We start from the raw sequence: 23066 nt of genomic DNA, 5'->3' as shown, positions 1-23066 counted from the left end.
CAATAATTATCCCGGACGGATCTTCCGGGTTACGCGTTAAATCTTCCGGCGATCTCTTCGTCCGTTATATAAATCAGCACAGAAGCCCCGTCCGGCGTGTAATTGAACGAACCGCATGCGAACAACTCCCCGAGCAACCGCCCGGCAGCGTCGGCGTCGGCCGCCTCGCCCAGCGAAAGGGCTCCCCTCCGCGCGAGTATCGCCGCCATCCGCTCATGCCGTTTCTCATCGGTGCACGCCCCGGTCTCCCGCAGCTCGGCCAACAGTTCGCGCAACGTACCGGCGATCTGCGCGTCGGGTAGGTCGGCCGGGATACCGAACACCAACACGCCGTCCCGTTCCGTTCTGAAATCGAAGCCCATCGCTTCGATCTCCCCGCCGCTCTCCGCGATCAACGCCTGCTCCTCACGGGTCAGCGCGACTTGTTCGGGGAAAAGCAATTGCTGGGTCACCGAAGCATTGTTGCCCAGTAGCCCCCGGTAACGTTCGAAAAGCACCCGCTCGAACGCCCTGCGCAGATCGACGACCGCCAATCCTTCGCGCAACCGGGCGACGCAATAGCGCTTCCCGAACGGCAATACTCCCGAAAAAGGGCGTTCCGCATCCAACTCCAGCGTCTGCTGCACCGTTCCCGAATCGCTCCCGTCGATAAATTCCAGTTCGGCGCTGTCGTATTCTTTGAAACGCTGTTCCGGAAAACCCGGTTCCGTCGCATCGTCTTCCCGCACCGGATAAAGGTTCTCCCAATGTTTCGGGGCCCGGTTGTCGGACGCCCGAGAAACATGCGGCGCCGCCGTCTTCTCCTCCCGGAACGGATTGAAGTCCGGATTGATCCCCAGATCGGGAATCCTGAAAGCGGCATCCTCCCGGAATACGGGAATGTCGATCGAACTGTCCATCTCGAAATCCATCATCGGCACGACTCCCAGTCTGCCGAGCGACTCCCGCACGGCGGCGTTGAAAATCTGCCAGACGGCCTGTTCGTCGTCGAACTTGATCTCGGTCTTTTGCGGATGCACATTCACGTCGATCCGCTGCGGATCGATCGTCAGATACAAAAAGTAGGACGGTTGCGTATCGGGAGCGATCAGTTTCTCGTAAGCCTGCAGGATCGCCTTGCGGAAATAGGGCGAACTGAAATAACGGCCGTTGACGAACAGGTACTGCTCCCGGTTCGTTTTTTTGGCGGCCGAAGGACGGCCGACGAATCCTTCGATCCTGACGATCGAAGTATCGGCGCCTACTTCGAGCAAATTTTTAGCGATATCCTTGCCGCCGATCGCCGAAACGATCCGCTGGCGAAGGTTCGAAGCGGGCAACGTAGCGATCAGCACATCGTCGTCGTACAGTGAAAAAGCCACTTCCGGATTACAGAGGGCCACCCGCAAGAATTCGGAACGGATGTGTCTTCCCTCGACGTTGGCCTCCTTGAGAAACCGGCGCCGGGCCGGCGTATTGTAGAACAGATTTTTTACCAGAAACTGCGTGCCGACGGCCGTCTGCACCGGCTCTTGGGAAACAAACCGCCCTCCGTGAATCACGACCTGCGTGCCGATCTCCCGATCGGCAGTCCGGGTACGGAGTTCGACTTCCGCCACCGAAGCGACCGACGGCAACGCCTCGCCGCGAAAACCGAACGATGCTAGCTGATAAAGGTCTTCGGCACGGCGTATTTTCGACGTCGCATGACGTTCGAAAGCGAGCCGCGCATCGGTCTCGCTCATGCCGCATCCGTCGTCGACCACCTGGATCAGCGAACGCCCGCCGTCCTTGTAGTTCACCGTGATCGTCCTGCTACCGGCGTCGACCGAATTCTCCATCAACTCCTTTACGACAGAAGCGGGGCGGCCTACCACCTCGCCCGCAGCGATCTGGTTGGCAACCCCGTCAGGCAGCACTCTGATCTTATCGTTCTCCATTTATCTTTATATTGTGTCCCGGAAAACCGTCCGAAAGTTTTCCTCATGCACGCTGTCCGGCAACCCCGCGCCCGGCTCTCCGTTAACGGAAGAAACTGCGCATTCGGTCGAAAATATTCATATCCCGGCTCTGTTCCGCCTTTTTGAAATGGTCGTTCTCGGCCAGCTTTTCGAGCAGTTGTTTTTCGGAAGCGTTCACCGAGGCGGGCACATGGATATTCACGACCACCAGCAGGTCGCCGCGTCCGTAACCGTTCACATCCGGAACGCCTTTTCCGCGCAGTCGCAGCACTTTGCCGGCCTGCGTGCCCGGTTCGATTTTAATTTTGGCCTTCGCGTCAACCGTCGGCACCTCCACCGAAGCGCCGAGCGCAGCCTGCGGGAAGGTAATATTCAGATTGTAAATCAAATCGTTCCCGTCGCGAACGAGATCCTTGTCGGGTTCCTCTTCGATCAGCACGAGCAGGTCGCCGTTCACGCCGCCGTGACGCGCGGCATTGCCTTTGCCGCTGACCGAAAGCTGCATCCCCTCGCCCACTCCGGCCGGAATTTTGATTTCGATCACCTCCTCGCCGCGAACGACCCCTTCGCCGTGACACTTCGAACACGGCGTGGTAATGATCTTGCCCTCGCCGTGACAGGTCGGACACGGCTGCGAAGTCTGCGTACGGCCGAAAAAGGTGTTGACCACCTGCGTCACATAACCCGAACCGTTACACGTCGTACACGTAGCATACGAATCCTTGTCCTTCGCTCCGGTTCCCCCACACTGATCGCAAGCGATCTGTTTATTGATTTTCAGCTTCTTGGTCGTCCCGTTAACGATCTCTTTGAGGGTCAGTTTCACCTTGATCCGAAGATCCGAACCGCGATTCACCCGGTTGCGCCCGCCGCCGCTGTTAAAGCCGCCGCCGCTGAAACCGCCGCCGAAATGCCCGCCGAAAATATCGCCGAAATTACTGAAGATATCCTCCATCGTAAAGCCGCCGCCGAAGCCGCCCGCACCGCCGCCGCTGCCGCCGAAACCGCCTGCGCCGCTCATTCCCTCATGGCCGAACTGGTCGTACCGCGCCCGCTTGTCGGGGTTGCTCAACACGTCGTAAGCCTCGGCAGCCTCCTTGAATTTCTCCTCGGCGCTTTTGTCCCCCGGATTCTTATCCGGGTGATACTTCAGCGCCGCCTTCCGGTAAGCCTTCTTGATCTCGTCGGCACTGGCTCCGCGCTGTACTTCGAGCACCTCGTAGTAATCTCTTTTCGCCATAACAGATTATTCTCCTACAACAACTTTAGCAAAACGAACCACTTTATCTTTCAGTTTGTAGCCTTTTTGGACTACGTCGATGATCTTTCCCTTCTTCTCGTCGGAAACCGGGAACTTGGCGACCGCTTCGTGCAGGTCGGTATCCAGTTCCTTGCCGATCGCCGTGATCTCCTCGACACCCTTCGCGTGCAAGGTTTCGAGCAATTTCTGATGGATCAGCACGATCCCCTGGCGGATCGAATCGATATCGCTCGATTTCGACATCGCGTCGAGCGCCCGGTCGATATCGTCCATCACGGTCAGCAACGATTTGATCACGTCTTCGCCGCCCGAGGCGATCAGATCCATTTTTTCCCGCAACGTCCGTTTGCGGTAATTGTCGAACTCGGCCACCAGCCGCAGGTATTTGTCCTGCCACTCGCTCTCGGCCGCTGCCATCCGTGCCGATTTGTCATCTTCTTCGGCCGCCTGGTCTGTCACCTTGTCACCCGTCTGCTCCTCGACCATCTCCTGAGCCGCTTCGGCAACCTCTTCACGGTCGTCCTTAATAGGCTCTGTATCAATTACTTTTTCTTTCATTTTGTTCTTTGCCATCGTGTATGCTTTTAGGATATGCAAAAAAGCATCGCAAATTATATACCAACGCCCGGTAATAAAACAGATGCAAAGTAAATCAAAATATCGGAACAAAAGAATTTACAGGCTCAACTTATCGCATAAACCTTCGGATCCGTTTCCGTCAAAACATTCATTGACAGTACTGAACAACTCTTGCCGTCCAGGTAAAATGCCATACATGATATCACAAAACAACAAAATACATCGAAAATAATATTATTATGTATTACATAATACTAATATTTATACATATATTTGCAGAACAAGCATCTTTCAAAACAAACATACCAACCTAAATCTACCGATGATTATGAAAATTTTATCTACTATCGTTCTGCTGCTTACGGCCGTTACCCTGTCGGCTCAACCCGACGCAGCGACCTGTACCGGACAGACCTGTACCGGACAGGGCTCCGCCATCGGATTCGCCACCGTCTCGTTCTTTTCCGAAACGGACTCTTCGGCGGTCTATGGAGCCCTGGCCGATAGCACGGGCAGATTCTCCGTGCGGATCCCGCACGGAAACTACCGGATGGAGATCGCTCTGCTCGGTTACGAGAAAAAACAGCGGGGCATAACGATCGCGCACGACACCGATCTGGGACGCATCGTGCTGGACCCGTCCGAAATTTCGCTGCAAGGCGTCGAAGTCAAGGCCGCCCCGATCGTCCGCGAAGCCGACCGCTTCATCGTCAACGTGGCCGACATGCCGCAGGCAATCGGGCGCACGGCCGTCGAAATGCTGAAACTGTCGCCGGGCGTATGGATCAGAGACGACATCGCCATCTTCGGCAAAAAAGGCGCTAAAGTAATGATTAACAACCGACTGTTGCGCGAAACGGGCGAAGATCTGATCAACTACCTAAACCAGATCCCGGCCGAAGACATCCTGCGCATCGAGATCGTGCCGAACTCCGGGGCCGAATACGACGCCGACATGACCGCCGGCATCATCAAAATCACGCTGAAGCGCAAACGCGACAACGGGATCGACGGAGCGGTCGGCATCTACTATTCGCACGCCTTTTCAAACGCTTCTTCGACGACTTCTCCGTCGTTCAACCTGAACTACCGGAACGACCGGTTGAGCCTCTACGCTTCGATGGGAACCTGGTTCGGCAAACAGATCGTACGAATTACCGAATCGTCCGCATTCGGGCAAAACGACGCGTCGATTCGCTCCGAAAGCAGGCTCGACGGGCACTGGAAATCCGTTTCGCCGCGCATCGGAGCGCTGTACGAATTCAACGACCGGCACAGCGCCGGATTGGAAGTCAGCTACTTCCGCAATCTGCCCGGCGGATCGGAAACCCATAACCGACTTCAAAAACAGGACAAGGCGGATTCGACGCGGATAGCGAGCCATTTTCTGCAAAACCAACAGGGATACGGCCTGGGGATTTCGGCGAACTATATTTTCAAAATGGATACCACCGGTTCGCTGTTCAAACTGTTGCTGGATTACTACCGGCGCGACAACGACGATCCGACCGATTACTTCAGCCGTTATACCGGGTCGCAGGCGTTCGACACCACCTACCGGGGCGACATCCATACGGTCAACGACCTTTATGCGGCCACCGCCGCTTTCGAAATCGCGCTCGGTCCGGTTTCGAAACTCCGTACCGGGGCCAAGTACACGCTGAACCGGATGAACACCGCTATCCTGTACGAATTTCTCCGCGACGACGCCTGGCACCGGATCGACCGGCAGAGCAACCTGAACCGGTATTCGGAAAACATCGGGGCGCTGTACGCCGATTTTTCGACTAAATTCAAAAACGGGATCGGACTGAACGTCGGCCTGCGCGGCGAATATACCTATGCAATCCCGGCGACCAGCAGTACGCTGATTACCGACCGGCAGAATTATTTCGGGCTGTTCCCGTCGGCCAACCTGTCGCTGCCGCTGAACAAAAAAGCGACGCAAATGCTGGCCTTCAACTACAACCGGAAGATCAGCCGCCCGTCGTTCTGGAACCTCAATCCGTACCGTATGCCGCTGTCGGAGTATTCGTTTCTCGAAGGGAACCCGCGCCTGAGGCCGGCCTATCAAAACAGTTATTCGGTCAGTTGGATCATCCGGCACAAATATTCGCTGACCGTCGGATTCGAATCGGTCAACGGAAGTTCGGAACAGGTCGCAACGACCGATCCGGACGACCCGGATATCATCCTGTACCGTTACGAAAACGTCCCGATCGGACGAAATTTCAACCTGAACGTCAATGTTCCGACAAACATTACTCCGTGGTGGATGCTGAATCTGAATCTGACGGCGATGAACTGCTTCAGCAGTCTGGCCGGCCGCCAGAATACGGTACAGGGATACCTGAACAACGCGCTGACGATCCGCAAAGAGTGGACGCTCGACCTGAATCTGAACTACCGGACTCCCCGGTTATGGGGCAACATGCGTATGAGCGGACAGTTCAACGTCGGCGCCGGCCTCCGGCGGTCGCTGCTGAAAAAACGGCTGACCGCATCGCTGACCGTCCACAACCTGATCAATTACAACAAGGAAAACATCCGGATCGTGGAACCGACCTTCGAACGCACCGTCGAACAGCGCCAGAACTGGCGTCAGATCGCCGTATCGCTGCGTTACAATTTCAAAACGGGTAAAGAAGTCAAGGTCAGAAACGTCGAATCGGGAGCCGCCGAAGAAAAGTCCCGTTTTTAACGAATCCGAACGCCCCGGGAAGCGACCGTCCCGGATTTGGAGCCGCATGAAAATATACTATCTTTGTAATTATAATTAAAACAGGGAAAAACAATGAACTTACTGGGCAATATTATCTGGCTGGTGTTTGGGGGATTGGCGATCGCCGTCGAATACTTCATCGGCGGGTTGGTGCTGTGCCTGACGATCATCGGCATCCCGTTCGGGCTGCAGGCGTTCAAAATGGGACTGTTAGCGTTGTTTCCATTCGGACAGCAGACGGTCGTCACCGAACAGGGCAGCGGATGCCTCAGCACCCTGATGAACATCCTCTGGTTTTTCGTCGGGGGAATCTGGATCGCGCTGTCGCACCTGTTCTGGGGCGTGCTGCTCTGCATCACGATCATCGGCATCCCGTTCGGACGGCAGCATTTCAAACTGATGAGTCTGGCCTTTACTCCGTTTGGCCGGGATATTGTACGGGCATAATTCTCGAAACCAAAACAGACAGACATGATAAAAAACACGATTTTCATGGCAGTCGCGGCGCTGGCGCTTTGCGGCTGCGGACAGAACGGGACGAAAAAAACGGGGCAGGCGACCGGAGCGGACAGGGACGGCCACGACTGCATCGGATCGGCCGGCTACCAATGGTCGGAGGCGCGTAAGGATTGCATCCGTCCGTTCGAAGACGGCGTCAAAATGCTCCCGACGACCCAATCCGATACGGGCGCCGTATATGCCGCTTACATCGTATTCAGCGCCGACTCGGCCCAGGCGGAACTGTTCCTGCCCGGCAACGAAAAAACCGAAGTGCTCGACCGGCGCGACTTGCCCGGCGGCGGGCACGCTTGGAATGTCGAGGACGACGACACGAAAAACGTCCGGCAGGCGGATGGACATTGGGTGATCGAACAGCGCGGCAATACGATCTACGTGCAAGACCCCTATCCGATCAACGTCGTTTTCGACGGCACGGACGGCAAGACGAAAAAATGCTACCGGATCGACGTCGTTTTCGAACCGGATCTGGCGCGGGTCACCCTCGACGGGACGGTATTCGACTTGACGCAGTACGTGACCGCCGACGGTTTCGGATACAAGAACGACATGATGGATCTGCGCGGCAAAGGCCGCGAAGCCACGCTCACGATGCGCGACGGACTCATCCTGTCGCTGACCGAACGGAAATAGCTACACATTCCCTATTTAACTCAATACTAATCCAATGATCAATTTCGAATATTACAATCCGGCAAAAATCATCTTCGGCAAAGGCGTCGAGAACGGCGTAGGCCGGGAAGTCGCCAAATATGGGAAACGGGTGCTGCTGCATTACGGCGGCGGGTCGATCAAGCGCAACGGCCTGTACGACCGGGTCGTAACATCGCTCAAAGCCGAAGGGTTGTACGTCGCCGAACTCGGCGGAGTACAGCCCAATCCCCGCCTGTCGCTCGTCCGCAAAGGCGTCGAAATCTGCCGGGAAAACCGGATCGATTTCATCCTTGCGGTAGGCGGCGGCAGCACGATCGATTCGTCGAAGGCCATCGCGGCCGCGATGCGCTGCAAAGACGACATCTGGGACTACTACCTGTACGACGACAAGCCGATCGAGGGAGCGCTGCCCGTAGGCGTCGTGCTGACCATTCCGGCAGCCGGTTCCGAATCGTCCGACAGTTCGGTCATCACCAACGAGGACGGCAACTACAAACGCTACATCGGCGGCGAATGCCTGATCCCGAAATTCGCGTTCATGAATCCCGAAGTGACTTTCACGATGCCGCCGCACCAGATTGCAAACGGCTGCTCGGACATTGTCGCCCACTTAATGGAGCGTTATTTCACGCGGGTAAAACACGTCGATTTCACCGACCGCCTGATCGAGGGAGCCATCCGCACCATTCTCTACCACGGCCCGATGGCCCTCGAAAATCCGACCGATTACGACGTCCGCGCCGAGATCATGTGGGCGGGCACCGTCGCGCACAACAACCTGCTGAACACGGGACGCATCGGCGACTGGGCCAGCCACGACATCGAGCACGAACTGAGCGCGCAGTACGACATCGCGCACGGGGCGGGCCTGTCGATCGTATTCCCGGCGTGGATGAAATACGTTTACAAAACGGACATCGACAAGTTCGTTCAATTCGCCGTGCGCGTATTCGACGTTTCGCTGGCTTTCGACGATCCCGAAAAGATTGTTTTCGAAATGATCGCCCGTCTCGAAAGCTGGTACCGGAAAATGGGCCTGCCCACCCGGTTGAGCGACGTGGGGATCGGCGAAGAGCACCTGCGCGAAATGGCCGAAAAATGCCTCGCCGAACGCGACGGACGCAACGGGCTGGGAAATTTCCGGGCCCTGCACGTCGAAGACATTTACCGGATTTACAAACTGGCGCTGTAATCGCAGTTCCTGAAACATCGCTCGGAACGACAAAGCCGGAGTCTCAAGACTCCGGCTTTGTCGTTTCCATTCCGTATCCGAACCGGAAATCTCGCGGTATTCCGGACATCGACGTTACGGCGGCCCGGATTCCGGATCGCCGATTCTCCATATAACAAACCGTCGGAGAACCAAACGATCGCCCGATTTCCCGACACTCCTTACCAAAAAAAAATACACGAACTTCAGATCGCTTAGGTAGATCGATCCTTACATACAAAAGCGACTTATCGCCCCGACCGTTACTCTGCGAAAAACGCGTCGCAGAAATTCAGTATCGAAAAGGGGTCTTTTTTCAGTTCGCGAACATGCTCTTTACTCTCCACCCCCTTCTCGTAACACTCTTTGAGCGCCTCGCAATTCGGGATTTTTTTCTTGAACACGAACATCATTTCACTCCAACCGGTAGAGGCGCCGCCGACTGTCAGGAAATTATGAACCGCGCTATCGCCCCGGAAACGGATGCCGTAACAATCGCACGTCGTCGTTTGCCTCCCCTGGCAGCCTGTCGAGGCATATCCCCGCCTCCAGTAGACCGTGCCCGCCCCGGCCGCTTTTTTCAACTCGCGTCAGGCTGCGTACCGTGCGGTCAAGATTTTTCATGCACGGCCGGACCAAAGACTGCACCTCCCAACGCTCGACCGACGTCTAGCTCAAATAGGACAAAGTAATATAATCTGTAAAGTTTTTCTATGACAAATCAGTGAGTTGGACAGATGACTCTGTAAAAATCGTTACCGTTTCGTTACCTATTTGAAATCTTGGAGAATAATAGGTTGATTTACAGGATGTGTTATTTTTAAGCCTATGGCGAAAAATGCGGTTTTAAACGTTTTTTCGGTGGCAGAATATATTCAGAAAATGCTATTCCAAACGCATGTAACACATTATTGTCCATAGTTTAGCCGTTTTTCCGCATATATCCCTTCTGTATTACGACTTTCTCTGACTTTATCGTGCACAAAAAACGACTGATAATATTGATTTTTAATAAAATTTATCTAATTTGCAAGAACTTCATAAAAGAATACTTAAAGTCGTTAAGTCGTTTTACAGTTGCATTTTGCATAACCAGTTATATACCAATGGATATAACATACTCTATATCTCTGATTTTCGATTGCATTGCGCTTCATGGGTATGCTAATCCGCATTGGACTCTTGACATTCTTGGGGAAAGGTCGGATAATAACACTTCATCGAGATTTCCTTTTTACATTTAAAGCAATACTAATTATTTCCGGACGAATAATTTATTGTATTCGGTCGGGGAATACTCGTAACCTGATAAAAACACAGAATCGATTAGTCGAAAGAGAAGGGAAATACAGCTTATGTAAAGTTATTCAATAACAGAGAGGGCATAAAACGGCACGGAACTTTTTAAGAGAATATAAATATCCGTGCGATTGTGAAGAGCATTGTGATAGCTTGGATCATAAGATCTGAGAGAGAAGAAGTTCTAATCACATTGTAGTTTTATAAAAAACTTATAAAACTGATGTCTATGTTACTCGACAGACAGACCCGTCATTTGATTCTCAGCTACCATTTCGCCCCCAATGCGGGATTGCTCAATGGGAAAATGGGAGGCGTGGCGTTTTTCGGACAATATGCCAAACATACCGGCAAAGCCTACTTCCGCGAATACGCGGAAGAACTGCTGGACGAAGTGTTCGACATGGTTCACGAAAACATCCCTATCAACTTCGTCGACGGACTGTGCGGTATCGGCTGGGGCGTCGAACACCTGATCCAAAACGCTTTGTTGGAAGGCGATTCGGACGATGTGCTGGAGGACATCGATAAAAAAATCATCGAACGCGATCCCCTGTATATCGAAGAGCTGTCGCTGCATAACGGTATATGTTGGAAACGACGCCGCTCTGGAAAGATTCCTATACGATGCTCGAAGGAATCGCGGGCATCGGCCTAATCCTGCTATCGACGCTCGATATGGAGCGGAAAAGCGAATGGGCGGACTTATTTTTATTATAAACAACCGGAGAAACCCGAAAATCCGTAAAAAGGACAAGGAAAACAATTTAGATTTTAATCGGTATTTTATTATGAAAAAGATAGTTTTATACATTTTGTTGATGTTGGGAAGTTCGCCTTTTCTGAAAGGCGAAAACGGCCCTATGTCTCAAAATGAACAGCAAGACCGTATTTTTTCTTTTTTCTCGGATATCGAGTCCCGTCATGAGGAGAAACTATGGCTTCATCTCGACAAACCGTATTACGCAGCCGGGGATACGATCCGGTTCCGGGCCTACCTGAGCGATGCCATGACACTTTGTCCCGATACGTTATCCAATTTTATCTATGTCGATCTGTTCGATCGAAGAAACAAACTGATCTCATCCAAAAAGATCAAACGCGATTCCGTCGGATTCGCCAACAATCTGTATATATCCGACACGCTGTCCGCCGGGGAATATACCCTGCAAGCCTACACCGGTTGGATGCTTAATTTCGATCCGTCCTGTTTCTTTCAGAAAAACATCCTGATCGGCAGGACGGCATCCGACATCCGCACCGATATCACATACACCGATAAGGATATGATGGTTATCCGTTTCTCCGACAAATCAGGTTCTCCGCTTTTCGGCAACGAAGCTTCCTATGAACTTTTCGACCGCAATGGCAAACAACTTTCTTCGGGCCAGCAACCCACCTCCCCTTCTGGAGCATTGTTCGTTACCCTTCCGACCGATTCCACCCTAAACGGCGCTTATGCCGAAACCCGGCTGAAACTGGGAAACGGCACCCTATACAAACGCACGTTCTTTCCCGAACCTCGGACGGCCTCGTTCGATATCCAGTTCCTGCCCGAAGGCGGAAATTTAGTTCCGGGAACACCGCAGATCGTCGCCTTTAAAGCTGTGCAGTCGAACGGATATCCAGCCGAAGTCCGCGGAGCTATATTGAACTCTGCCGGGGATACCGTAGCCCGTTTTAGCAGCGAACACGACGGTATGGGAATATTTCTGCTGACCCCGCAGTCCGCAGAAACGTACCGGGCCGTTACTTTTTGCGATACGCTCAGCGTATCCACCCCGCTCCCCTCGATACATGAAAACGCCTGTGCATTGACCGTTACCCAAAGCGAAAACAATCTGCGTTACCGGGTTCTGGGAACAATTCCCGAAGGGAGCGTGCTCGTAGCCCATACACGCGGGCTTTGTCATTTTGTCCATTCGGTACCCCCGAACAATCCCGAAGGGCTGATTAAAACAGATTCGCTGCCCGAAGGAATCTTACATTTACTGCTGGCCGATTCGTCCGGTATTCCTAAAACAGAACGATTGGTTTACCTGTCCCGTCCTCAAGAACAGTGGCAGGTAACACAAGATAAACCGTCCTACGGGAAACGGGAGAAAGTCCGGATCGACATTACCGTGGGAAAAGGCGGACAGCCTCTCGAAGGAACTTTCTCGGTCAGCGTAACCGATGCCAATACCGTCAAAACGGATTCCCTCTCGGACAACATCCGTACTAATTTGCTGCTGACTTCCGATCTGAAAGGCTATATCCATAATCCGGGCTATTATTTTCTGGACGACTCCCCTGCACGGCGGCATTATCTCGATCTGGTTATGATGACTCACGGTTGGCGGAGGTTCAAAACGGATGACCTGTTCCATCCGGAACCGTTCACGCCGAAACATTATATCGAACGTGGACAGTATATTTCCGGATATGTCTCTACTGCCGGAGGAAAAGTTGCAAAGCAAGCGTCGGTTACCGCTTTTGCATTCAATAAAGACAACGTGGTCGGCAGTACGGTAACTGACAGCATGGGACGGTTTCTTATCGAAGGATTGGATTTTCAGGATAGCACCGTGTTTTTTATCTCTTCGAAAAACAAACGAGGCGGAAGGATTCCATGTGAGGTTAAAGCCGACAAGCTTTACTCGGGATTGAAATTCAAACCCTTGCATCCATTTTTTACAGAAGACTCGCTACGGAGTCGCAGCGACGATTTACAGCGTTACCTGGCTTCGTTCCCGAAACCCAATAACGACGGTCTTGGGGAATACGAACTTGAAGAAGTAACCGTGACAGCAAAAGATCCGAACCGTCCCGCAGTCGCCATTTACAAAAAAATAATTGACGATACTGCTCGCATCGCAAAATTCGGGTCTATGTCTTTGGAGCATTATATAAAATTTTTACCCGGAGTTGTGAACAATGGCGATTGGATTAGCTTGAGATCGCCATCCGGTTTTTCTTATCCGGCCCAAATAAGAATCGACAACGAGATTATTTATGGCATGGCCCAGTTGTACCGTTTTTTTGCAAAAGAGGTTGATTATTTCAAATTGGAGGTTCCCTCTATTATGAACCCGCCGCTAACGCCGAGAGCTATTTTTTGGGATAACTATCCCTGTCGGCTTCATATTTTCTTGAGAGAAGATGTTAACGGCATCCGAAATTTTGTCGTTTATAGGACAAATGGATATGCCAAGCATACCGAGTTTTACCATCCGGTTTACGACACTCCGGAGCGACTGGCGAATAAAACCCCGGATCGTAGGACGACGCTCTATTGGGAGCCCTACCTACGGATCGGGGACGACGGCAAGGGTACGATCGAGTTTTACACCAACGATAAAGATAAGTCTCGTTTGGAGGTCGTAATCGAGGGTATTGCGACGGACGGATCGGTATGCAGAACGCTACAAAGATTGGAGTGATTCAGAAATAGGAAATTTGATCGGATAGGATGTCTATTTCATTTGTTATAAACGGATTGTAAAAAAAACAAGGATATGAAACAGGGCGTTTTTCGTGTAATGTTGCTGCTGCTGGGTATTACGGCAGGATTCGGTGGGGTACGCCCTTCCGTATCCGATGGCTCTGAGCCGGACACGGTATCCTCTCCGGAACTCGACAGCCTCGCTTCTTTCTTCGCCGGGGTCCAGTCCCGTCATCCCGAGAAGCTCTACCTTCATCTGAACCAGCCCTACTACGGAGCCGGAGACACCATGTGGTTCAAGGCCTATCTGACGGACGCCGTATCCCACAGGCCCGATACGCTCTCGAACTTCATATATGTCGACCTGGCCGACAGGTGAGGGAAGGTCGTCGCGGCACGGAAGATCAAGCGCGATTCGCTGGGGTTTGCGAACGGGCTCCCCCTGCCCGATACGCTGCCCGCGGGAGAGTACACCCTCAGGGCGTATACCGGATGGATGCTGAACTTCGAGCCCGCATTCTTCTTCCGGCGCAACATCAACGTGGGAAATACCCGTTCAGACCGCATACGAACCGACATAACCTATACTTCCGCTCAGGCAATCGTGCGGTTCGCCGATGCGGACGGACGACCCATACGCGACGCGGAAGCCGACTACGAACTGTTCGACCGGAACGGCAAACGGGAAAAGGTGCGCGTCGAGATCGGACTGAAAGACGACGGTGGAAAACCGATAGAGGCCGATCTGTCGGTAAGCGTAACGGACCGCAGGGCCGTAAAGTATGATTCCCTGGGAAATTAGAGCCACGGCGGCAGGGGCGTAAATCCAAAGCCAGTCCGGTGACGACGATCGAGCCGGATGGGAAGCGTCGCAAACGCGAGCCGAAGAACTACAAAGTGCTGGTATTCGATGCGTCGATGCGGCTCAAAGGAATCCATCCCCCACTGAAGGATACGGCACGGCTGTATAACCTGCGGGCCGAGGCGATAAATAAGCTATGCAAGATCAAACGGCCCTCGCAGGAGACCGGGCTCTCGTTCCGCTACTGGTGGAAAGTGCTCGACTTCGACATTACCGATTTCGAGCTGACGGTATCCCGCTACGACGAGCTTTGTAAACGGAAGCCTGCGGATGCGGTACTGGATAATTAAGATTAAAAACTATTGAAGATATAAATCCTGTTACCTAACGAAAGCCTCTTTCTCTGGTAAGAAAGAGGCTTTCGCAATGAAATAATCTTCGTATATTCACTCTGTCTCTGAATGCCGACTTATTTGTCCGCCTGGGCGGCGAGGTAAGCGTCGTACATATCCAACATCCACGCGTCGTTCTCTTTAGCCTCTTTTTTGCGCACCTTGCCTTCGGAGCCTTTGAACCATGTTTTGCAGAACTTCTGCAATCCGGGATGCTGTTTTTCCACCAGCATGGTGTTGACCAACATATACGGATAAACGGTCCGGTCGGGATCGTCGTGGAAACGGATGCCGTATACGGTCTTCAACACCCGGCGGTCGATATTGCCGACCCGCTCTGTTGTCCATATCTTCCACCAATAGGTAGTGGCGTTCTGGCTGGCTTTGTTCAGGCAGACCAACCTGCGGAATGTGCGATAACGGTCCTTGAGTCCGGGAGAAGCGATATCGAGGGCTTCCCAGCGGATGCCGTCCGGATGGGCTTCGGTCTTCTCGACGTATTCGATGCTTTCGACCTCGTCGGCCGTGTACTTGACCGGCTCCTTGTCGTCGGGTGTCTTGGCGAGCTTGAACGAGTAATTTTCCTTTTTCAGTACGGAGGATTCGGCGTGCCAACTGCGCTGCAGGTAACCGTCGACTTTCTCGCCGGATGTAAGGGTTACTATTACCCGGCGGAACTCCTGATCTTCCGGCTTCTTGGCCTGTGCCTGACTGATTGTGCCCAACGTGACCAGCACGGTGGCAGCGAAAAGTAAAAACTGTTTCATATGCTTTATTTTAGGGGTTAATATTTAGTCGGATCGTAGTCTCGCAGCATAAGAATCGTTTTGTCCCGGTAGGCATTCGATCGGCGTATGCGCTCGGCAAGTTCGGGATCGTCGTCTATATAACGGGCGATGCGTTCGCGGAAAACGTCTTTCGAACGGCGGTATGTACTGCCAATGTTTTGAAATTCACTTTCGTCATGTTTCTGAAGGAAATAGGCCACACGCGAGCTACTGAACCATCCGCTTCTCTGCCGAACCAGCATACCGCCGTTCGTGTCGACACAGTAACCTTTTTTCGAATAAATGCAGGCCCTAATATGCGGCGTCTCGACGTAAACCCACATCCAGCCCGGATCGGACGCCCAAACCAACTTGCGGACGTGTTCCGGGGTCTTGGCATGCCAGCAAATCACCGAGTCTATATCTCCGGCCGGCAATACATCTTTGGTTTTAGTTTTCCGGAAAGCGTCTCGAAATATTTTCAGTTTGCCGGATTTTTGGGGGAGTTGCAATCGGTCGTCGCCCGTACATTCGACGACCGATCCGTTTTTCAAATAGATGCGTCCTTCAACAAGGGCCGCTGCACGTAACGGTGCTGTTGTTGCGAATAGAAACAGTAATAGTAAACGATACTTCATGTTTTCTCTCTTTTATAGGATGTTACAGTTGTAGCTATTAAAGCACCCCGAATGTTCGGTCGATATGTTCCCGTGGTCAAATTAGCGTAAAGTTCTTGTTGAGCATAGTTCGTATCTCAATCCCCAATTTTGTCGGATTGATCGGCTTAGCGACATAACCGTTGAAACCGTTTTTGAGGATTTTTTCCTTATCCGATGCGAACGCATAAGCCGTCACGGCGATGATGGGAACCGTCTTGGAAAATTTACGGATCTCCCGGGTAGCTTCGTAACCGTCCATGTTCGGCATATTGATATCCATGATGATCAACTGGGGACTGTGCTCCCGGCAGAGTGCCACCGCTTCGCGTCCGTTCCAAGCGTGGATGAGTTTGTATTCCGTTTTCAGGATGGATTGGAACAGCAGGAAGTTGCTTTCACAGTCCTCGGCAACAAGGATCGTGATGTTCTTCCTCCCCAGTGGAACTTTCGGAGTCTCCACAACGACTTGTTCCGCCTTTACGATCTTGGCGGGCAGATACGGAATTTTAAACCAAAATGTAGAGCCTTTGCCCTCACCCGCAGATTCGACGCCTATCGACCCGTTCATCTTCTCGACGATTCCTTTGCAGATAGAGAGTCCAAGTCCATTGCCCGGCATGAAATCGTTCAGTTTGACGAAACGCTGGAAAAGTCGGGTCTGGCCCTCAGGAGAGATCCCCATGCCGGTGTCTTTCACGAAAAAGTAAATCTCGTCTCCGCGCAATTCGTATCCGAAAACAATGCTTCCGCTCTTTGTGAACTTTCGGGCATTGGAGATCAGGTTGATCAACACCTGCGACAAACGGTTGGGTTCGGTACGGACGACACAATCGGTCGCACCAAGCATAAAGTTGAGTACGACTTCGGGCTGCAAGCGCAGACGCTCCGTACTGTCTATCGTACGGATCAGATCGTTGAGGTCCGTAGCCCTGTATATGAAGTCGAGCGTATTGGATTCGACCTTAGCCAGATCGAGTACGTCGCCGATCAACTGCAACAGCAACTGGTTATTGTTCTCGATAATGTTCACAAACTGCTGTTTCTCCTGTTCGTCCTCGGTGGTGAGCAGCAGGCTTGAGAATCCGACGATGGCGTTAAGCGGTGTGCGGATCTCGTGACTCATATTGGCCAGAAACGCCGACTTCAAGCGGTCTGACTCTCGGGCCTTCTCTTTGGCCGCAACAAGTGTCTGCTCCTGTTTTTTGCGCTCGGTGATCAGCAATAGTGAGCCGATAAGCGCTTTCGCCCGTCCCCGGTCGTCACTTTCAACTACGGCAGCATGTACTTCCAGCCAGTCGGTGCGCGATTGTCCGTTCTTGTCGGTAACCACCCGGAACTCGGTCTTGATGTACTTGAGCTTCCCGTCCAAAAAATCGCGGTAGGTCTGTTTTATGTGCGCCGCGTCGTCGGGATGGATGCGCTCGAAATACTCGGCATCCTCGATAATGTGGACCAGGTGGGTCGATCCGCGTTGTGCGGTAAAGTTCATGTGCCTCAATATGCGCTGAGCCTCGCAAGCGATTTTATGGCTCTCCAGATCCCAACGCCACGGAATAATATGGGCCACGCTCAGGGTAATGTCCAGTTTCTCCGCAAACTCCCTCAACTCATTGGCCGCCTTACTTTTGGCCGTGATATCGATAGCGAAAATATCCATCTCCCGATCTCTCTCCGAGAGATACATCAAAAACTCGTAATAAGTGTCGGTCTGTTTGAAGTAGTGTGAAAAAGTAACGGGGAAACGGTTCCTCAGAGCGGTCTCGGCCATGTTCGAAATATATTCAGGAGCGAACAGTTTATAGGAAGCGCCCGGCAGGACATTTTGCCGGACCAGACTGGCAAAGGCCTCGTTTCCCGAATGATACTCGATGTCAGCAACACGTCCGTCGGCCCCGTAACACACGGTGGCCTGCGTATAGGCGATCGGCATATGCTCGACCAGGTTGGCATGCGTTCTGAAAAGAGCCATCTTTTTGCGTTGGAATACCGTATTGAGGATAGCGATAATGATCGTCGCTACAAAAATGACAAGTGCTACGATGATGTACCAACTGTATAATTGCCAGAATGTTTTGGGTTTATCAAGAAACACCGTACTCTCGGGGCATCTGTCCACAGGGATCTCATCCCGAACGAGCTTGGGGTAATTGACGATGGGGAACGCCTCTGTTGCATAGGCGAAAGGAACCGTGCGCATAGGTACGCCATCCAACATTTGGTTGACGGCATTCATGACGGCTGCCTGAGTCTGCTGCGGATCGGGGAAATACCCGCCGTCAATGCCGTTACTCAAATAAGCGCTCCGGAGAGCGAAAACCGGACGTTTAGCTGCCGAGATCATCCGGGCATCACCCGAGATCAGCATTGGAAACCCATGCACATTGATGCGTTCGTAGAACCAGGTAGAAAGCAATAGCCCAACCGAAGGATCACGGTCGTTCAGATACTGCCGCATAAGATCACTATTGTGCTCATTGCCTACGAGCCATTCGTACCCCAGGTCAGGGTAGGTCTCCTTTATATACTGGCGGATAAGCCCGTTTAGGTAGCGGTTCAAGTAAAATTCATCGGCCATGAACACCACCTTGCGCATTCCGGGCAACATCCTCACCATCATATCGATCGTCTCCCTGTACAAATCAGGCACTTCGATCATTGTGAAATTGTATTTGCCTTGCAGGTCGATCAACGGTTTAAGCATATCGTCCGATACATCGGATGTTTCGCCCGTTATATAAAATTCCTGCGGACCGCATACTTTAGTTTTGGAAATCAACACCATCGGAATATCGCCCCATTCCTTCACGATGCGCTCCCTTAGAGTAAAGGACATGTTGCCGATCAGTACCAGATAGTCGGGTTTTCGATCCTCGAAACGCTGAAATATACCATTCTCAACCTGACGGTACATCGACTCGTTACGGATGAACGTACCGTTCATATGGATGATATCGGCACGCACGCCATCCGTCCGGGCGGTCAGCAATGCGATCGGGGTGATCAGTTCTTGGCTCCACGGAGCCGCCTCATTATAGGAGTTGATGATGAGCAAGCGGTGCTCCCTGGCTTCAGCCACCTGCGAAGTGAAAGAAAAACTTAGTCCGGCAAATATGAAAACAATATGTCTGACAGATAAAAGCAGCTTCTTTTGCATTACTCCGATTGCTTTTTTATTATACGATACATGCAGTCCATTTTGCACGGCACCATGACTGTACGCGCTATTTTGGGTAAGACAAAAATAAATTATATCGCTCTAAAAATCAAAAAACGCTGCTCATTTTAGCAAGACGAACATATCAGCTATAAATTTATCACGGGCAAGTTTGCTTACAAGGATTTGCCAAATATCGAGCATACGGGAACGTGATCCCGCCGATTAGATCGCTGTATGTATTGTGATAGTGTCCGTCCGCCAGCCGTCAGCATGGCTCAACACTTCGCGGTAGAACCGATGCTACTTATCTTTGCTGTGCAGTTCCAGCAAATCGAAATCACAAAGACACACGAATTGCTGTTCGGGTGTCAGGCGCATGACGGGATTAGGCCGTGTCGATAGGCGCCATACCCCCGTAATAGAAGCAGAACAGGAACAGGTCGAGGTAGTAGCTCTCCGATTTCGAAATCAGGCTGCGGGCCATGGAGTCCATAGCCCGCAGCAATCCATAGAGACCGTACTCGGCGTGGTTTCCGCTTCCCGGAACTTGTCGTTGGTGCAGATGAATACGTCCACATCCGTCCCCGGAACGTTCTTTTTCGAGGCTTTCTTGACCACTTGGTAGAACGAATGGAATTTTACAACTCCCTCAGTCCGCCGCGAGAGTTCCTCTTTGTTCCCTCGGATTCGATGAAGAAAACATAGTCCACCACCAAAATACGGGCTTTTACATAACGAAAATGCGAAAAACCTATTTCCCGATCAGTTCCACGCTGCGACGGATAAAGTTGGTCAGATTCTCCCCTTTCAGCATACTGTTGGACAACAACGCCAGATCGACTACCTGCTTGACCAGTTTGTTCTCGCGGCCGATCTCGGTCAGGCGCTCGGTACGCTGGCGGCGCAGGTCTTCCACTTTCTTATCGACCTCCTGTTGCTTGTCTTTTTCTTCCTGCGAAAAATCTTCCGCCTTCTTGTCTTTGACCAACTCTTCGAAACTGCGCTGCTCGGCGATCGCCGCATCCAATTTTTTATTGGTCGTCTTGAGCTTGTCGCCGTAGCTGGCCTCGACTTCGCCCAGTATCTCCGCCACCAGCGGATGATTGCCGTTGATTACCACGTTGAAGTTATCGGGCAACTGGCCGTAGAACTGCATCCCGGATCCTCCCATCGCAGCCATATCTTTCATACGACGCATGAACTCGTTCTGAGTAATCATCACCGGCATCTGGTTTTCGGCCATCGGCTCGAACGACACGGTGTAACGGATCTTGTCCTCGGCGGGCAATTGCGCTTCGAATACCGGACGCAACAAATCCTGCTGGGCGGAACTGAGCGCCATCTTCAGGTTGTTCTCCTTCTCGATCAGCTTGTCGACCACGTCGGCATCGACCCGCACAAAACGCGTCCCCTGATTCTTATTCTCGAACCAACCGATGAAATGGGTATCCAACTGTCCGTCCATCACCAGCACGTCGTACCCTTTGTCGCGCGCGGCGCCGACGAACGAATTCTGCGATACCGGATCGTTCGTATAGAGGTAAATCACGTTGCCGTTCTTGTCGGTCTGATTTTCCTTGACCAGCGCGGCATACTCGGACAGCGTGAAGTATTTGCCCTCCGTATTTTTCAGCAGCACGAAATCGGCCGCTTTTTCGGCGAACTTTTCGTCGGTGATGATTCCGTACTGAATGAATATCTTCAGATCGTCCCACTTTTTCTGGAACTCTTCGCGGTGCTGCGCGAAAAGTTCGCTCAGGCGGTCGGCCACTTTCCGCGTAATGTAACTCGAAATCTTCTTAACGTTCGAGTCGCTCTGCAGGTAACTTCGCGATACGTTCAGCGGGATGTCCGGCGAGTCGATCACGCCGTGCAGCAGGGTCAGGAACTCCGGCACGATCCCTTCGACCGAATCGGTCACGAACACCTGATTCGAATAGAGTTGTATTTTGTTCTTCTGAATCTCGAAATTGTTCCGTATCTTCGGGAAATAGAGGATACCGGTCAGGTTGAACGGATAGTCGATGTTCAGGTGAATGTAGAACAACGGATCCTCGGCCATCGGATAGAGCGTCCGGTAAAACTCCATGTAATCCTCCTCGGTAATGTCGGTCGGCTTTTTCGTCCACAACGGATCGGTCGCGTTGACAATGTCGTCCTGGTCGGTATCCACGTATTTACCGTCTTTCCACTCCTGTTTTTTGCCGAAAGCGATCGGCACGGGCAGGAAGCTGCAATATTTCTTCAGTATCTCCCGGATCCGCGCCTTGTCGGCGAATTCTTTGCTGTCTTCGCTCAGGTGCAGGATGACGTCCGTACCGCGACTACGTTCCGTAGAAGCCTCCTCCATCGTGTATTCGGGCGATCCGTCGCAGGTCCAGTGCATCGTTTTGGAACCCTCCTTGTAAGAACGAGTCACGATCTCGACCTTGTCGGAAACCATGAAAGCGGAATAGAACCCCAATCCGAAATGCCCTATAATCGTCTGGTTTTTATATTTTTCCAAAAATTCTTCGGCGCCCGAAAAAGCGATCTGGTTGATATATTTGTCGATCTCTTCGGCCGTCATGCCGATCCCCGAATCGGAAATCGTCAGTATCCGTTTGTCGGTATCGAGCGATACGCGGACCGTCAAATCGCCCAGTTCCCCTTTGAATTCGCCCATCGATGCGAGCGCTTTCAACTTCTGGGTGGCGTCTACGCCGTTCGAAACCAACTCGCGCAGAAAAATTTCATGATCGGAATAGAGAAATTTTTTAATAATCGGAAAGATATTTTCCGTTGTAACTCCAATTTTCCCGTTTTGCATAGCTTTTATCGTTTTAAACAGTATTCGTTTTTACGAACAAAACCGAATCAATTAATGTGCCAGCACCGAAAGCCTGACAGATTGTCAGAAGAATGCCCGCACTCCGACTGACAAACCGGAGCAAACGACACGGAATCTGACAAACGAGTCGACTGGATGCCCGCGAGTTACGAAGACGGCAAACGGACCCGCGCTTTTCTGTTACGCGGATTTTTTATACATTTGTAGTGAACTCCATACTGAAGGCAGGGGAACCTGCCGCTTCTCGTACAGGGCGCTTTCTGCGCCCGTATGCTTCATACGGCGGTCCCGTACCCCCGTGTGGAGTGTTAATGCACCCACTGCCTTCAGGTGGAGTTCAACGGGAAAGGTGGGACCGTCTTTTTTTATATTCCCGCCTGTCACTAAACGCTTGATCGTCATGGACTCAACGAAAAGCAAAAATCCGGCTGAACAGGAAAACGGGGAACCCGGCCTAAATACCCTGAAAAAACACTATCTCGATCTCGCGCACCGCTTCTGCACGCCTCCCGACAATCCCCAATCGGAAACCGAATGGCTGTGGGAATTGCACTCGTTGCTTCACGGCACGGTGAAACTCATGGCGCACCTGAACGAACATACTGCGTCCGGGCCTAAAAACATCGGGAACCGTCATTGCATCCAGTTCATGATTCAGGAAAGCTTTTCCGCTCCCGACCGTCACCAACTGGTACGCACGATCACATCCTGGATCGGGCTTTCCGTAAAACTGGCCACGCTCCGAAACCGGACTCTGGAACTCCAGCGCGAATACGACGGGCAGTTGAATGATGTCCGAAAATTGCTGTACGCCTGTTGCGGCAATCCCGGAACCGTGTGACGTCCCGAGA

18 protein-coding genes are annotated in these 23066 nt (G+C 52.2%); 10 read left to right on the top strand and 8 right to left on the bottom strand.

Features of this window, described 5'->3' with window-relative positions; all coding sequences use genetic code 11:
* Window positions 1-29: 29 nt before the first annotated feature.
* From mutL to GFH31_RS12130, 3 genes are all read right to left on the bottom strand, one after another.
* Window positions 30-1919 carry a DNA mismatch repair endonuclease MutL gene (gene mutL, locus GFH31_RS12140; RefSeq protein WP_153497996.1) on the bottom strand — a complete coding sequence of 630 codons (1890 nt, stop codon included), beginning with the start codon at window positions 1917-1919 and terminating at the stop codon, window positions 30-32.
* Between the two features lie 82 nt (window positions 1920-2001).
* Window positions 2002-3180, bottom strand: coding sequence for a molecular chaperone DnaJ (dnaJ, locus tag GFH31_RS12135; protein WP_055203767.1), 1179 nt, complete (start codon window positions 3178-3180; stop codon window positions 2002-2004).
* A 6-nt stretch (window positions 3181-3186) separates the two neighbouring features.
* Window positions 3187-3774, bottom strand: coding sequence for a nucleotide exchange factor GrpE (locus GFH31_RS12130; RefSeq protein WP_101570926.1), 588 nt, complete (start codon window positions 3772-3774; stop codon window positions 3187-3189).
* 334 nt (window positions 3775-4108) lie between these two features.
* Here GFH31_RS12130 and GFH31_RS12125 point away from each other — a divergent pair, with 334 nt between their 5' ends.
* The 4 genes from GFH31_RS12125 (at window position 4109) to GFH31_RS12110 (ending at window position 8867) form a co-directional block, all read left to right on the top strand.
* Window positions 4109-6481 (top strand): outer membrane beta-barrel family protein, encoded by a 2373-nt coding sequence (locus GFH31_RS12125; protein ID WP_172970758.1) that lies wholly within the window; start codon window positions 4109-4111, stop codon window positions 6479-6481.
* 93 nt (window positions 6482-6574) lie between these two features.
* Window positions 6575-6949 carry a YccF domain-containing protein gene (locus GFH31_RS12120; RefSeq protein WP_101570930.1) on the top strand — a complete coding sequence of 125 codons (375 nt, stop codon included), beginning with the start codon at window positions 6575-6577 and terminating at the stop codon, window positions 6947-6949.
* Between the two features lie 24 nt (window positions 6950-6973).
* Window positions 6974-7654 (top strand): MliC family protein, encoded by a 681-nt coding sequence (locus GFH31_RS12115; RefSeq protein ID WP_118458306.1) that lies wholly within the window; start codon window positions 6974-6976, stop codon window positions 7652-7654.
* Between the two features lie 34 nt (window positions 7655-7688).
* On the top strand, window positions 7689-8867 hold the full coding sequence (locus tag GFH31_RS12110; RefSeq protein ID WP_101570931.1) for an iron-containing alcohol dehydrogenase: 1179 nt from the start codon (window positions 7689-7691) through the stop codon (window positions 8865-8867).
* Between the two features lie 281 nt (window positions 8868-9148).
* Here the strand turns inward: GFH31_RS12110 and GFH31_RS12105 are convergent, their stop codons facing one another.
* Window positions 9149-9469 carry a hypothetical protein gene (locus GFH31_RS12105; protein ID WP_101570936.1) on the bottom strand — a complete coding sequence of 107 codons (321 nt, stop codon included), beginning with the start codon at window positions 9467-9469 and terminating at the stop codon, window positions 9149-9151.
* Between the two features lie 944 nt (window positions 9470-10413).
* On the opposite strand from GFH31_RS12105, the gene GFH31_RS12100 reads away from it, so the two are divergent.
* From GFH31_RS12100 to GFH31_RS12080, 5 genes are all read left to right on the top strand, one after another.
* Window positions 10414-10842, top strand: coding sequence for a hypothetical protein (locus tag GFH31_RS12100; protein WP_145996492.1), 429 nt, complete (start codon window positions 10414-10416; stop codon window positions 10840-10842).
* A gap of 133 nt (window positions 10843-10975) precedes the next feature.
* A complete protein-coding gene (locus GFH31_RS12095) occupies window positions 10976-13606 on the top strand; it encodes a carboxypeptidase-like regulatory domain-containing protein (RefSeq protein ID WP_147387409.1) in 2631 nt (876 codons plus the stop codon).
* 75 nt (window positions 13607-13681) lie between these two features.
* Window positions 13682-13987 (top strand): hypothetical protein, encoded by a 306-nt coding sequence (locus tag GFH31_RS12090; protein ID WP_101570942.1) that lies wholly within the window; start codon window positions 13682-13684, stop codon window positions 13985-13987.
* A gap of 117 nt (window positions 13988-14104) precedes the next feature.
* Window positions 14105-14410 (top strand): hypothetical protein, encoded by a 306-nt coding sequence (locus GFH31_RS12085; protein ID WP_153497994.1) that lies wholly within the window; start codon window positions 14105-14107, stop codon window positions 14408-14410.
* A 38-nt stretch (window positions 14411-14448) separates the two neighbouring features.
* On the top strand, window positions 14449-14760 hold the full coding sequence (locus tag GFH31_RS12080) for a hypothetical protein (RefSeq protein ID WP_153497993.1): 312 nt from the start codon (window positions 14449-14451) through the stop codon (window positions 14758-14760).
* A gap of 119 nt (window positions 14761-14879) precedes the next feature.
* On the opposite strand, the gene GFH31_RS12075 is transcribed toward GFH31_RS12080, so the two are convergent.
* The 4 genes from GFH31_RS12075 to htpG all read right to left on the bottom strand — a co-directional run bounded on the left by GFH31_RS12075 (window position 14880) and on the right by htpG (window position 22194).
* The gene (locus GFH31_RS12075) at window positions 14880-15569 is read right to left on the bottom strand and encodes a hypothetical protein (RefSeq protein ID WP_101570949.1); all 690 of its coding nucleotides are present in this window, start codon (window positions 15567-15569) and stop codon (window positions 14880-14882) included.
* Between the two features lie 17 nt (window positions 15570-15586).
* The gene (locus GFH31_RS12070) at window positions 15587-16006 is read right to left on the bottom strand and encodes a hypothetical protein (RefSeq protein WP_228385768.1); all 420 of its coding nucleotides are present in this window, start codon (window positions 16004-16006) and stop codon (window positions 15587-15589) included.
* Between the two features lie 277 nt (window positions 16007-16283).
* Complete coding sequence (locus GFH31_RS12065) at window positions 16284-19304, bottom strand: response regulator (protein ID WP_228385767.1); 3021 nt, start codon at window positions 19302-19304, stop codon at window positions 16284-16286.
* 832 nt (window positions 19305-20136) lie between these two features.
* Window positions 20137-22194 carry a molecular chaperone HtpG gene (gene htpG, locus GFH31_RS12060; RefSeq protein WP_118656966.1) on the bottom strand — a complete coding sequence of 686 codons (2058 nt, stop codon included), beginning with the start codon at window positions 22192-22194 and terminating at the stop codon, window positions 20137-20139.
* Between the two features lie 421 nt (window positions 22195-22615).
* On the opposite strand from htpG, the gene GFH31_RS12055 reads away from it, so the two are divergent.
* The gene (locus GFH31_RS12055) at window positions 22616-23056 is read left to right on the top strand and encodes a hypothetical protein (RefSeq protein WP_055205559.1); all 441 of its coding nucleotides are present in this window, start codon (window positions 22616-22618) and stop codon (window positions 23054-23056) included.
* The last annotated feature ends 10 nt before the right edge of the window (window positions 23057-23066 follow it).

Origin of the sequence: Alistipes sp. dk3624 (assembly GCF_009557455.1) — a bacterium.
GTDB classification, from domain to species: domain Bacteria; phylum Bacteroidota; class Bacteroidia; order Bacteroidales; family Rikenellaceae; genus Alistipes_A; species Alistipes_A hominis.
Note: the sequence above shows the minus strand (reverse complement) of the source record. Positions and strands in the feature narration are given on the sequence as shown.